11 protein-coding genes are annotated in these 13,386 nt (G+C 63.7%); all 11 read left to right on the plus strand.

Annotated features, from left to right (window positions below):
• Positions 1–4 precede the first annotated feature (4 nt).
• The 11 genes from leuB (at position 5) to HWY05_RS33420 (ending at position 13,380) form a co-directional block, all read left to right on the plus strand.
• Positions 5–1,072 (plus strand): 3-isopropylmalate dehydrogenase, encoded by a 1,068-nt coding sequence (gene leuB / locus HWY05_RS33370; protein WP_035561011.1) that lies wholly within the window; start codon positions 5–7, stop codon positions 1,070–1,072.
• Between the two features lie 364 nt (positions 1,073–1,436).
• A complete protein-coding gene (gene asd / locus HWY05_RS33375; RefSeq protein WP_027805102.1) occupies positions 1,437–2,558 on the plus strand; it encodes an aspartate-semialdehyde dehydrogenase in 1,122 nt (373 codons plus the stop codon).
• 139 nt (positions 2,559–2,697) lie between these two features.
• Entirely contained in the window at positions 2,698–5,397 is a 2,700-nt protein-coding gene (locus HWY05_RS33380) for a FimV/HubP family polar landmark protein (RefSeq protein WP_176061033.1), read from the plus strand.
• Positions 5,394–6,206, plus strand: coding sequence for a tRNA pseudouridine(38-40) synthase TruA (truA, locus tag HWY05_RS33385; RefSeq protein WP_176061034.1), 813 nt, complete (start codon positions 5,394–5,396; stop codon positions 6,204–6,206). Before HWY05_RS33380 ends, truA begins: the two co-directional genes overlap by 4 nt.
• Entirely contained in the window at positions 6,203–6,916 is a 714-nt protein-coding gene (locus HWY05_RS33390; RefSeq protein WP_176061035.1) for a phosphoribosylanthranilate isomerase, read from the plus strand. The genes truA and HWY05_RS33390 overlap by 4 nt, the downstream gene beginning before the upstream one ends.
• Positions 6,917–6,976: 60 nt before the next feature.
• Positions 6,977–8,170 (plus strand): tryptophan synthase subunit beta, encoded by a 1,194-nt coding sequence (gene trpB, locus HWY05_RS33395; RefSeq protein WP_035561023.1) that lies wholly within the window; start codon positions 6,977–6,979, stop codon positions 8,168–8,170.
• Between the two features lie 11 nt (positions 8,171–8,181).
• Positions 8,182–9,096, plus strand: a complete 915-nt coding sequence (locus HWY05_RS33400; protein WP_035561026.1) for a site-specific DNA-methyltransferase — start codon at positions 8,182–8,184, stop codon at positions 9,094–9,096.
• Between the two features lie 69 nt (positions 9,097–9,165).
• Positions 9,166–9,978 (plus strand): tryptophan synthase subunit alpha, encoded by an 813-nt coding sequence (gene trpA / locus HWY05_RS33405; protein WP_035561029.1) that lies wholly within the window; start codon positions 9,166–9,168, stop codon positions 9,976–9,978.
• Positions 9,979–10,058: 80 nt separating this feature from the next.
• The gene (gene accD / locus HWY05_RS33410) at positions 10,059–10,931 is read left to right on the plus strand and encodes an acetyl-CoA carboxylase, carboxyltransferase subunit beta (RefSeq protein WP_035561032.1); all 873 of its coding nucleotides are present in this window, start codon (positions 10,059–10,061) and stop codon (positions 10,929–10,931) included.
• A 173-nt stretch (positions 10,932–11,104) separates the two neighbouring features.
• Positions 11,105–12,415, plus strand: a complete 1,311-nt coding sequence (gene folC / locus HWY05_RS33415; protein ID WP_176061036.1) for a bifunctional tetrahydrofolate synthase/dihydrofolate synthase — start codon at positions 11,105–11,107, stop codon at positions 12,413–12,415.
• 29 nt (positions 12,416–12,444) lie between these two features.
• A complete protein-coding gene (locus HWY05_RS33420) occupies positions 12,445–13,380 on the plus strand; it encodes an SPOR domain-containing protein (RefSeq protein WP_176061037.1) in 936 nt (311 codons plus the stop codon).
• Positions 13,381–13,386: the final 6 nt, after the last annotated feature.

Consider the following 13,386-nt stretch of genomic DNA (forward strand, 5'->3'; position numbering starts at 1 on the left):
TCGCATGAAGATCGCAGTCTTGCCGGGCGACGGCATCGGTCCCGAAATCGTCAAGGAGGCCGTCAAGGTCCTGAACGTACTCGGCGAAAAGTTCGAACTCGAAGAAGCGCCGGTTGGCGGCGCGGGCTACGAAGCGAAGGGCCACCCGCTGCCCGATTCGACGCTGGCGCTGGCGAAGGAAGCCGACGCGATCCTGTTCGGCGCCGTCGGCGACTGGAAGTACGACAGCCTCGAACGCGCGCTGCGTCCGGAGCAGGCCATTCTGGGTCTGCGCAAGCACCTGCAACTGTTCGCGAACTTCCGTCCGGCGATCTGCTATCCGCAACTCACCGGCGCTTCGTCGTTGAAGGAAGAGATCGTGTCGGGGCTCGACATCCTGATCGTGCGCGAGCTGAACGGCGACATCTACTTCGGCGCGCCGCGCGGCGTGCGTTCGTCGCCGGATGGTTTGTTCGAAGGCGCGAAGGAAGGCTTCGACACCATGCGTTATTCGGAACCCGAAGTGCGCCGTATTGCGCACGTCGCGTTTCAGGCCGCGCAAAAGCGCCAGAAAAAGCTGACGAGCGTGGACAAGGCGAACGTGCTGGAAACGTCGCAATTCTGGCGTGACGTGATGATCGACGTCTCGAAGGAATACGCGGACGTCGAGCTGTCGCACATGTACGTCGACAACGCGGCCATGCAACTCGTGAAGGCGCCGAAAGCGTTCGACGTGGTTGTCACCGGCAACATGTTCGGCGACATTCTGTCCGACGAAGCGGCCATGCTCACGGGCTCGATCGGCATGCTGCCGTCGGCTTCGCTCGACAAGAGCAACAAGGGCTTGTACGAGCCGTCGCACGGTTCCGCGCCGGACATCGCCGGCAAGGGCGTGGCCAATCCGCTGGCGACCATTCTGTCGGCCGCCATGATGCTGCGCTATTCGCTGAACAAGGCGGAGCAGGCGGATCGCATTGAAACCGCGGTGAAGAAGGTGCTCGAACAGGGTTATCGCACGGGCGATATTCTGACGCCGGGTTGCAAGCAGGTCGGCACGGTTGAAATGGGCGACGCAGTGGTCGCGGCGCTGTAAAGCAGGCGCGGTTCAGGCAGAGATCAGGCGCGTTCAAACGCGGCCTTTAAAACGCGAATCGGCCTTGAAACAGGCCGATTCGCGCGTAATACGGACGATAGCGGCGGACTTTAGCGTCGCCGGATTCAGGTTTTCGTGTATATTGTAGCGATGGCACAAGTAGCTCAAATCTCCTCGATTTCGAAATCGCACGGCACAACGGCCCGTGTGGTTAAGCTCGCCATTACCACCAAAGCAATCACCAAAACGATTACCCCGAAAACGATCACGAAACGCTGATCGTCCGTCGTGCCCGCTCATCTTCCCCGCGCGGTCACTGCGGGCAAAGATGCGGGGAAGTTTCCAATTCGAAGGGTATGAAGTCATGAACGTAGGTCTCGTAGGTTGGCGCGGCATGGTCGGCAGCGTCCTGATGCAACGTATGCAACAGGAAGGCGATTTCGACTTGATCGAACCGGTGTTTTTCAGCACCAGCAACGCGGGCGGCAACGCGCCGTCGTTCGCCAAAAACGAGACCAAGCTCAAAGATGCGACAAGCATCGAAGACCTGAAGAAGTGCGAAGCGATCATCTCGTGCCAGGGCGGCGACTACACGAACGAAGTGTTCCCGAAGCTGCGTGCGGCGGGTTGGAACGGCTACTGGATCGACGCGGCTTCGTCGCTGCGCATGAAGGACGACGCGGTCATCATTCTCGATCCGGTCAATCTCGACGTGATCAAGAACGCGCTGGTTAAAGGCCAGAAGAATTTCATCGGCGGCAACTGCACGGTCAGCCTGATGCTGATGGCGCTGGGCGGTCTGTTCCGCGAAAACCTCGTCGACTGGATGACGGCCATGACGTATCAGGCCGCTTCGGGCGCGGGCGCGCAAAACATGCGCGAACTGCTGCAGCAAATGGGCACGCTGTACGGCGCCGCGAAGGAAGACCTGGCGGATCCGTCGTCGGCGATTCTGGACATCGACCGTCGCGTGTTGTCGGCCATGAACAGCGACCGCATGCCGACCGACAACTTCGGCGTGCCGCTCGCCGGCTCGCTGATTCCGTGGATCGACAAGGATCTCGGCAACGGTATGTCGAAAGAAGAATGGAAGGGCGGCGCCGAAACCAACAAGATTCTCGGCAAGCCGGCCATGGGCACGCCGGGTTCGATCCCGGTAGACGGCCTGTGCGTACGGATCGGTGCAATGCGCTGCCATTCGCAGGCGTTGACCATCAAGCTGAACAAAGACGTGCCGCTGGACGAAGTGAACAGCATCCTCGCGTCGGGCAACGACTGGGTGAAGGTCGTGCCGAACGAGCGCGAGGCATCCATGCGCGATCTGTCCCCGGCGGTGGTCACGGGTACGCTGACGGTTCCGGTCGGCCGAGTGCGCAAGCTTGCGATGGGCGGCGAATATCTGTCGGCTTTCACGGTCGGCGATCAGTTGCTGTGGGGCGCGGCGGAACCGCTGCGTCGCATGCTTCGCATTGTGCTCGACAAGTAAAGTAAACTACGCGCTCACGACGCGTAGAAAACTCAAGAAGCGTCGCGCTTGCGCGGCGCTTTTTTCATTGTGTGCTCCGATTATCTTGTCTCTTTCCAACCGCAAAAAAGGGCTGCGCGCTGACGCGCCAGGGGTCCCGATGAACCTTCGACTCTCATCCCTTCGGGCTATGTTCATTCATCAGGGCAGTGGCCGCTTGTCGGCTTCGGCGGCTGTGGCCGCAGTCGCCGCGGTTACGTTCGCGCTGGCTGGCGTCGGCATGAGCAGCGCGCTCGCCGCGCCCGGCGCCGCCGCGAGTGCGCCGGATGCCGCGTCCGTTTCGTATGCGAACGGCGGGCAACTCACGGTGAAGCCCGGACAGTCGTTGAACGACGTGGCGATCGCCGTCACGCAGTCGCACGATCGGGCGACGCTCGCACGCGCGTCCCGTGCGCTGTTCGATGCGAACCCGAACGCGTTCATGAGTCACGATCCGAGTCGGATGCGCCTTGGGGCGGTGCTGACGGTCCCGGCGCTGGATGCGTCGGGAGTGTTGGCAGCTTCGGCTACGGTTTCGGGGGCTTCGGGTTCATCCTCGGCTTCGGCGGCGGCTGCTTCCGCGCCGGTTGCGACGATGGCTCCGACCACTGCCACAGGTGCGGCTGCAGCGACTGGCGCGGCAAGCGCAGTCGCGCAGGCCAATGCCGCGGCGGCCGCAGCGGCCAGCGCGGCCAGTGCTGCGGCGCACGCTGCAGCACCAGCTATGGCCGTGCCGGGGACCGCCAGTGCGGTCACAGAGGCCGGCTCGGCAACGCCGGGTAGTGACGCCACGACGGCAGGCGGCGCGGTTGCGTCCGCGCCCGTGGCGGGCTCGCAGACGGCATCGCCGGCCAGCGGCGCGCATGAGTGGTCAGGGTCGATTCAGCCGTCGGCTAGCGAGTCCGCTGCGGGCGCTTCCGCGTCTGCGGCAGGTAGCGCGGCGACGGCTGCGCAAGCGGCGTCGCAACCTCGCGCGCAGGTCTCCAGCTTGCAGCAACTGCTCGCGCTGAAAAATCGCGTGCTGATGGAATTGCAGAAGCACGGCATCGGCGGCTCTCCTGCTGCGACGCGCGCTGCTTCCACGGGCGTTGTGGCGCCGGCGGGTGCGTCGTCCGCGGCAGCCGTGTCGGGGCATGGCGGCGTGGCGACTACCGTGTCGAATGACGGCGGTATTTCGCAGGTCGGCTTGAGCATCGCGGCAGCAGTCGGTGCAGCGCTGGTGGTCCTGCTGGCGGCTTTGCGCATGCGTCGACGTAAGCGCGATGCGAACGCTGCGGCCGAGGTCAGCGCAGCGAATGGCGACACAGTGGCGTCGGCTCAAGCTAATGATCCGCACGACGTTGCATCGGCACGCGAGCTGGGTTCGGCGCGAGATACATCTGACGATAGCGCCGATGTGTCGCTGTCGCATGCGGCCGCGTTGGCCGCTGCTGAACATGAGGCGGCGGAAGGCGCGGCGGCTGCGCGCGAACAGGCTGAACGCGAGGCTGCGGAACGTGACGCGGAGATTCGCCAGGCGGCGGCACGGGAAGCGGAGCGCAAGGCAGCGGAAAGTGCTGCCGCGGAGCGCGCTGAGTCGGAGCGCGTAGCGAAGGAACAGGCAGAGGCAGAGCGTGCGGCAGCGGGACAGGCTGCGGAGCGAGCCGCAGCGGATGAGCGCGTAACGGCAGAACGAGCAGCGGCCGAACACGCAGCGGCCGAACACGCAGCGGCCGAACACGCAGCATCAGAACACGCAGCATCAGAACAAGCCGCTGCCGAGCGCGCGGCAGCAGAACACGCAGCAGCAGAACGCGAAAACTTCAACAGCGCAACCACCGCCGCGAGCCTCGCCGCCGCAGCCGAGCTAGGCGCCGAAGCTTTGCCGCTGACCCCGCTCGAACCGCTCGAACCGGTCGACGAATCCTTCCAGCACGAGCCGCCCGCCCATCGTCTGCAATGGGATGACGAACCCGCGCCGAGCGCACCGGCCGCGCCGCAAACGGCATCGGCCGAAATCCAAAGCCCGCTGAACGTCCCGCCACCGGCCATCGACTTCACTCAGCAACTCGCCGAGCCGCGCGACACGCCGACGCCATTCGGCCAGCCTTACGCCGACGCATCGGCGCATCCGCTCCCCGACACAACGTTGCCCCCGGTGCCGCTGACGCATCTGGACCCGGCACACGACGCAGCAACCTATCAACCGTCCTACGAACTGCACCAACCGACCCAGGCCGCAACGCCTGACGGCGCATCAACCTTCTCAGAGCCAACACCGTTGTCGCAAGCGCAGCACACTCTCACCGCACCGACCGAATTCCCGCGCGACGCCGTCGACGCCTTCAGCGCTCTCGACATGCCGCTCCCGCCGCGTATCGAATCGCCGTTCGACGGTTTGCATGCCCCGGCGTCGTTGACCACGCAGCCGGTTGCATCGCCGGAATCGACCGCGCAGCAAGCCCTCGCGCCGCACGATCCCGACGACGTCCCGCATATCGCCGATGAAATCACCGCCGGCACCGCGGGGCATGCAGCCGTCGCGGGCTTGGGCGCCTCGGGCTTCGGCTCGATGGGTGGTCTGGGCGCCGCAGGCTTCGGCGCGCTGAAGCTCGACTTCGACCTCGAATTGCCGCCGAGCCCGGCCCAGCCGTTGCCGGCATTTACGCCGGCGGATCTGACTCGAATCGCGCGCAACAAGCTCGATCTGGCCGCCGAGTACATCGACCTCGGCGATCTGTCCGGCGCGCGCTCGCTGATCAACGAAGTGATCGAAGCGAACGATCCCGCCACGCGCACCGAGGCTCGCGCGTTGCTGTCGACGCTCGCGCCGTTGTCGTGAAGCGGATTGCTTTAGGGGTTCAGTACGACGGCTCGGCGTTTTGCGGCTGGCAGTCGCAACCGCACGGCAATACCGTGCAAGACGAGCTCGAACGGGCATTGAGCGAATTCGCGCGGACGCCGGTGCATATTACCGTCGCGGGCCGCACGGATACGGGCGTGCATGGGCTCGGCCAGGTCGCGCATTTCGACACCGAACTCGATCGCGCGGAAGTTTCATGGGTGCGCGGCACGAATGCGTTCTTGCCGAAAACCATCTCCGTGCAGTGGGCCAAGCCGATGCCGGACGAGTTTCACGCACGTTTTGCCGCGTTCGAACGGACCTATCACTACGTGCTTTACGTCCATCCGGTCCGTTCGCCGATGCTGGCGGCGCGCGTCGGCTGGGTTCACACGCCGCTCGACGTCGACGCCATGCGTGCCGGTGCCGCGCATCTGATCGGCGAGCACGACTTTTCGGCCTTCCGTTCGTCGCAATGTCAGGCGAAAACGCCGGTCAAGCACCTGTATCAGATCGACATCCGGCAGCAGGGCGATTTCGTCCACTTCCGCTTCCGGGCCAACGCGTTCCTGCATCACATGGTGCGTAACCTGATGGGGTGCCTCGTGTATATCGGCCGTGGCCGTCATCCGGCCGAATGGATGAGTGAAGTGCTGGCAAGCCGCGACCGCGACGTCGCCGCGCCGACCTTCATGCCGGACGGTTTGTATCTGGCGCAGGTGGGCTATCCTGAGCAATTCGCGGTGCCCGCGCCGCACACCGGCAGCGTGCCGTGGAGTACCGTATGGACCGAGCAAACGGAATCATGAACAGCACCGAAAACCTCGTAACCGAAGCCCAGGCCGGCGCGCCGCAAAACGCCGCGCCGCATCGCACGCGCATCAAGCTGTGCGGCCTGTCGAAGCCGGAAGACGTGAGCCACGCGATCGACCTCGGCGCCGACGCGATCGGCCTCGTGTTTTATCCGCCGAGCCCGCGCTCGGTCAGCATCGCGCAAGCGGTCGACCTGGTGCACGACGTGCCGCCATTCGTGTCGGTCGTGGGCCTGTTCGTCAACCCCACGCCGGACTGGATCCGCGAGGTCGTCAGCAATGTCGGTCTGACGTTGCTGCAGTTCCACGGCGACGAGACTGCGGCGCAGTCCGAAACGCTTGCTGGCGTTGCGGGTTTGCCTTGGTTGCGCGCGTTGCGAGTTGCAGCCGATACTCAACCGGCTGATTTGGTAAAATCAGCGCTTAACTATTCAGCCGCCAGCGGCCTTCTGTTCGACACCCATGTCGAAGGCTATGGCGGCGGCGGGAAGGTTTTCGATTGGTCACTTATTCCAGCAGAGCTCGCGCGTCGGGCCGTTTTGAGTGGTGGGTTGAACGCGCAAAACGTCAGTGATGCGATCCATCGCGTGCGCCCGTACGCGGTCGATGTCTCGAGCGGCATCGAAGTCGCGGGCGCCCGGGGCGTGAAAGATCACGCCCGGATGGCGGCATTCGTCCGCGCCGTGCGCGCGGCGGACGCCGAATGATTCCGGCCACGCGGTTTTCTCCTACGGAAATCGCGGGCCACACTGAGAAGAGTGATCACCATGTATAACTTGCCAGACGAAAGAGGCCATTTCGGCCAATATGGCGGCGTGTTCGTCGCTGAAACGCTGGTTCACGCACTTAACGAGCTGCGTGAAGCGTACGAAAAATATCAGAAAGACCCTGAATTCGTCGCCGAATATGAGCACGAACTGAAGTATTTCGTCGGTCGTCCGTCGCCGATTTATCACGCGAAGCGCTGGAGCGAAATGCTTGGCGGCGCGCAGGTTTTCCTCAAGCGTGAAGACCTGAATCACACCGGCGCGCACAAGATCAACAACGTGATCGGCCAGGCGCTGCTGGCCAAGCGTATGGGCAAACCGCGCGTGATCGCCGAAACCGGCGCCGGCCAGCACGGCGTGGCGACGGCAACCATCGCGGCGCGCTTCGGCATGGAATGTGTGGTCTATATGGGCGAGGAAGACGTGCGCCGCCAGGCCGCCAACGTCTACCGCATGAAGCTGCTCGGCGCGACGGTCGTGCCCGTCCAATCGGGCTCGCGCACGTTGAAGGACGCGCTGAACGAAGCCATGCGCGACTGGGTCACCAACGTCGAAAACACGTTCTACATTATCGGCACGGTTGCGGGTCCGCATCCTTACCCGATGATGGTGCGCGATTTCCAGCGCGTGATCGGCGACGAATGCAAGGTGCAGATGCCTGAGCTGGTCGGTCGCCAGCCGGATTCCGTGATTGCGTGCATTGGCGGCGGTTCGAATGCGATGGGTATCTTTTATCCGTACATTGACGACACTTCGGTGCAGTTGATCGGCGTAGAAGCAGCCGGCGACGGGCTCGAATCCGGTCGCCACGCAGCTTCGCTGATCGGCGGCAGCCCCGGCGTTCTGCACGGCAACCGTACGTACCTGCTGCAGGACGAAAACGGCCAGATCATCGAGACGCATTCGATCTCGGCCGGCCTCGACTACCCGGGCGTCGGTCCCGAGCATGCGTGGCTAAAAGACAGCAATCGCGCGCAATACGTCAGCATCACCGACGAAGAAGCGCTGAAAGCGTTCCACGATTGCTGTCGCATCGAAGGCATCATTCCGGCGCTGGAGTCCAGTCATGCACTGGCCTACGCCGCGAAGCTCGCGCCGACGCTGCCGAAGGACAAAGTCCTTCTGGTCAACCTGTCGGGCCGTGGCGACAAGGACATGCATACGGTCGCCGAGCGATCGGGCATTCAGTTCTGAGCGCCGCGACGATGCGTGACGAGTTCGACGAGCCGCAGCCGGCGATTGAAACCCTTGATCCGGCCGCCAAAGTAGCGGCCGCCGCGGTGCCTGAGGCGTCACTGCCGCAGGTGCCGGCCGGCATCCAGCTGTTGAACCGCGATTTTCTGACCGATGTGGCGAACATTCCCGACGGGTCGATCGACCTGATCGTGTGCGATCCGCCTTATGGGCTCGGCAAAGATTATGGCAACGACTCCGACATGCGGACCGGCGACGATTTTCTCGCCTGGACGCGTAGCTGGCTCGAGCTGGCTGTTCCCAAGCTCAAGCCGTCGGGTTCGCTGTATATCTTCTGCACGTGGCAGTACTCGCCGGAAATCTTCAGCTTCCTGAAGACAAAACTCACGATGATCAACGAAATCATCTGGGACCGGCGCGTACCGAGCATGGGCGGGACCGTGCGCCGATTTACTTCGGTGCACGACAACATCGGCTTTTTCGCGGTGTCGAAGGATTACTTCTTCGATCTCGATCCCGTCCGCATCCCGTACGATGAAGTCACGAAGAAGGCGCGTTCGCGTAAGTTGTTCGAAGGCAGTAAGTGGCTGGAGGTTGGCTATAATCCGAAGGATGTCTGGTCGGTGTCGCGACTGCATCGGCAGCATGCCGAACGCGTCGCGCATCCCACCCAGAAGCCTCTGGAAATTGTCGAGCGAATGGTGCTGGCGAGTTGTCCGAAGGGCGGGCGCGTGCTCGACCCGTTCATGGGCAGCGGCACCACCGCAGTCGCTTGCGCCCGACAGCAGCGCGAATTCGTCGGCTATGAGATCAATGAAAGTTACTGTGCGATAGCGCGTGAACGCGTCAGCATCGCTGCGAATCCGGTGCCTGTGAAGGCGCGGCCGGTTAAGGCCAAGGCCAAACGGCAGACCGAAACGCAGTGAGTTGCAGTGAGTGTCACGCAGCACGCGCCGCGTAAGCCGCGCGCAGTTGCTTAAATTCGAGAAATTTCCATGTCCCGTATCAAGAACACGTTTGCCGCGTTGTCCGCCCAAGGTAAGAAAGGCCTGATTCCTTTCATGACGGCCGGCGACCCGGACCCGGCCCGCACGGTCGAATTCATGCACGCGCTCGCTGCCGGCGGCGCGGATGTGATCGAACTCGGTGTGCCGTTTTCCGACCCGATGGCCGACGGCCCCGTGATCCAGCAATCGTCCGAGCGCGCGTTGGCGCACGGCGTGTCGCTGCGCCACGTGATCGCGGACGTCAAGCGCTTCCGCGAAACCGACGACAAGACGCCCGTCGTGCTGATGGGCTACGCCAATCCGATCGAACGTATGGGTATCGAAGCGTTCGCTAAAGCCGCGCAGGACGCCGGCGTGGACGGCGTGCTGGTGGTCGATTACCCGCCGGAAGAGTGCGCTAACTTCGCTGAAAAAATGCGATCCGCTGCGATCGATCCGATCTTTTTGCTGGCGCCCACGTCCACGGACGAGCGCATCGCTGAGGTCGGCAAAATTGCCAGCGGCTACGTCTATTATGTGTCGTTGAAAGGGGTGACCGGCTCCGCGAATCTGGACGTTTCCAGCATCGCGGGTAAAATCCCGGCCATCAAGTCGCGCGTACCCCTGCCGGTGGGCGTCGGTTTCGGCATCCGCGACGCGCAAACCGCGCGTTCGGTGGCCGAAGTGTCCGATGCCGTCGTGATCGGCAGCCGTATCGTGCAATTGCTCGAACAGGCGCCGCCGGAGACCGCGGCTGAAACGCTCACGCGTTTCATCGCCGAAGTGCGCGAGGCGCTAGATAGCGTCGCGACTGCCCGATAACAGTTATTTTTGTCGTCTGTAGTGTGAGCGGCGGGTTTATCCCGCCGTTTGCGCAACCGCCGACCCCAGAAGGATTCAATATGAGCTGGCTCGATAAGCTGCTGCCGCCGAAAATCAAACAAACCGACCCGAAGAACCGTAAGGGGATTCCGGAAGGCCTGTGGATCAAGTGCCCGTCGTGCGAAGCCGTGCTGTACCGCAACGACGTCGAGGCCAATCTGCACGTTTGCCCGAAGTGCGACCATCACATGCGCATCGGCGCGCGTGAGCGGCTCGACGGCCTGCTCGATCCGGAAGGCCGCTACGAAATCGGTCAGGAAATCGTTCCGGTCGACGCGTTGAAGTTCAAGGACAGCCGCAAGTACCCGGATCGCCTGAAAGAGGCGATGGACGACACCGACGAAACCGACGCCATGGTCGTAATGGGCGGCGCGATCCACACGCTGCCGGTGGTCGTAGCCTGCTTCGAGTTCTCGTTCATGGGCGGCTCGATGGGTTCGGTGGTCGGCGAGCGCTTTGCGCGCGGCGCGCAGAACGCGCTCGAACAGAAAGTGCCGTTCATCTGCTTCACCGCTTCGGGCGGCGCGCGCATGCAGGAAAGCCTGCTGTCGCTGATGCAAATGGCGAAAACCACGGCCATGCTGACCAGGCTGGCCGAAGCCAAGCTGCCGTTTATTTCCGTGCTGACCGATCCGACCATGGGCGGCGTGTCGGCGAGTTTCGCGTTCCTCGGCGACGTGGTGATCGCCGAGCCGAAGGCGCTGATCGGCTTTGCCGGCCCGCGCGTGATCGAACAAACGGTGCGCGAAAAGCTGCCGGAAGGCTTCCAGCGCGCTGAGTTCCTGCTGACGAAGGGCGCGGTGGACATGATTGTCGACCGTCGCAAGCTGCGTGAGGAAATCGCCCAGTTGATGGCGCTGTTGAGCCACCAGCCGGCGGATGCCGTCGCGTAAGCAGACGTTAAGCAGTAGACAAGACAGCCCGCGCTACATTGAACGCAGCGCCGGTAGCCGTCAAAAAAAGCAGGCAAAAATAACGCGCCGCGTGAGTGATCAAGCGGCGCGTTGTCATTTCCAGGATAATCACGGCGCACCACCGCCTAACCGATTCACTCGCGATTCATTCGATGACGACATTCCCCACCCTCGACGCGTGGCTCACGCACCTTGAATCCGCGCATCCGGTCGGCATCGACATGGGTTTAGACCGCATCTCGCAGGTACGCGACGCGATGCAACTGTCGTTTGCGTGCCCGATCATCACGGTCGGCGGCACGAACGGCAAGGGCTCCACATGCGCGATCCTCGAATCGATTCTGCTGCGCGCCGGCTTCACGGTGGGCTGTCACACGTCGCCGCATCTGCTGACGTTCAACGAGCGCGCGCGCCTGAACGGCGAAATGGCGACCGACGCCGACCTGCTGGCGCACTTCGAAGTCGTCGAAACCGCGCGGCTGAGTCTCGCCGAACCGGTCACGCTGACCTACTTCGAATTCACGACGCTGGCGATCATGAGCCTGTTCGCCTCGCGCGGTTTTGACGCGGTGATCTTCGAAGTCGGCCTGGGCGGTCGTCTCGACGCGGTGAATATTCTCGATACCGACTGCGCGATCATCACCAGCATCGACATTGATCACACGGAATATCTCGGCGACACACGCGAGAAAATCGGCTTCGAAAAGGCCGGCATTTTCCGTCCGGGCAAGCCGGCGATTTGCGCCGACCCGGTGCCGCCGCAGTCGCTGATCGATCATGCCGAGAAGATCGGCGCGGAACTGTGGCTCTTCGGCCGCGATTTCCGCTACGAAGGGCAGGCGGGCAGCGAGCGTCAGCAGTGGAGTTACGTCGGTCCGACCATGCGGCGTTCGTCGCTCGCCTATCCGGCGTTGCGCGGCGCGAACCAGTTGATCAATACGTCGGCGGCGCTCGCCGGACTCGAAGCGCTGCGTGACCGTTTGCCGGTGTCGGCGCAGGATATCCGCCTGGGTCTCGCCAACGTCGAGCTGCCGGGTCGTTTCCAGGTGCTGCCTGGCAAGCCGGCTATCGTGCTGGATGTCGGCCACAATCCGCACGCGGCCGCCGTGCTGACGCAGAACCTCGGCAATATGGGCTTCTTCCCGTACACGTACGCGGTGTTCGGCGCGATGCGCGACAAGGATATTGCCGGCGTATTGGCGCATCTGAAGGGCGAAATCGACCATTGGTGCGTGACCGATTTGCCGCTCGCGCGGGCCGCCACGGCGGAACAGCTCGAAGCGGCGCTACGCGAGCGGGGCGTGGACGAAGCCGCCGACAGCAGCGTGACGCGCTACGCCACACCGGCCGAGGCTTACCAAGACGCGCTAAAACGGGCGTCAGAGAATGATAGAATCGTGGTTTTCGGCAGTTTCTATACGGTAGCCGGAGTTATGGCCTACCGTAAATCGCAGCAACACTGAACGGGCGCCAGGCTCGAACCAAGCGATTCATGGGAATTTTCTCGTTCGGCAAGAAAGACGACGCGCCCACTCGGCGCGGCGCAAATACTAGTTCCACCCGGGCCGCCCGTGGCGAGCGCGTGGAGCGGCGAACCCGCCGCACGGAGCGCCCCGTCGACGCCGACGCCATGCTGCTCGACCCTACGCTGCCGGAAAAGCAGCGTGCGCGGCGCCGCCTCGTCGGTGCGATCGCGCTGGTCGTCGCGGCGGTCGTCATCCTGCCCATGGTGCTGGACTCGCATCCCAAGCCCGTCACCGACGACATCGCGATCGACATCCCCAACCGTCCCGCGCCGAAGCTCGCCAAGGCTGACGAAGACACGCAGGCCGGCGTAGCACCCGACAACCCCACGCCTGACGCGGCACTTGCCGCTTCGAGTCTTGCGCCGACAACGGCCGCGAAGCCAGGCCAGTCCGGCAGCACGCAAGCACAAAGCACGAGCACTGGCACCAGCACGACGACAGGCGCCGCAACGCCCGCAGCCAAACCGGCGGCGAAACCGCAGGCACCGGCCGTCGCGATGAACACCGCACCGACCACGGCGCCGACAGCGCCTGCAAAACCCGCCAAACCGCCGGTCACGCACAACGCCGCGGCCACCGCCGCGCCGAGCGCAACCGACGACACGAACACCACCGCAGCCAGCGCGGACGCGAATTCCGGCACGCCGGCATCGCCGCCGGGCAGCCGCTTCGCGGTTCAACTGGGCGCATTCGCCAACGACGCCAACGCGCGAAATTGGGCGGCCAAGTTGAAAGCGGCGGGAGTGCCCGCATATACCGAACATCGGAAGCAGGCTGACGGTTCCACGCTCACGTTGCTGCGAGCTGGCCCGTTTGCCGATCGTGCCGCGGCCAGCGCCGCGATTGCGAAAGTTCGCGAGGCCGGCTTGACGTCGGGCGCGAACAGCAGCGCCGCACAGTAAGCGAGC

Origin of the sequence: Paraburkholderia sp. BCC1876, assembly GCF_902833695.1 — a bacterium.
In the GTDB taxonomy this organism is placed as follows: Bacteria; Pseudomonadota; Gammaproteobacteria; order Burkholderiales; family Burkholderiaceae; genus Paraburkholderia.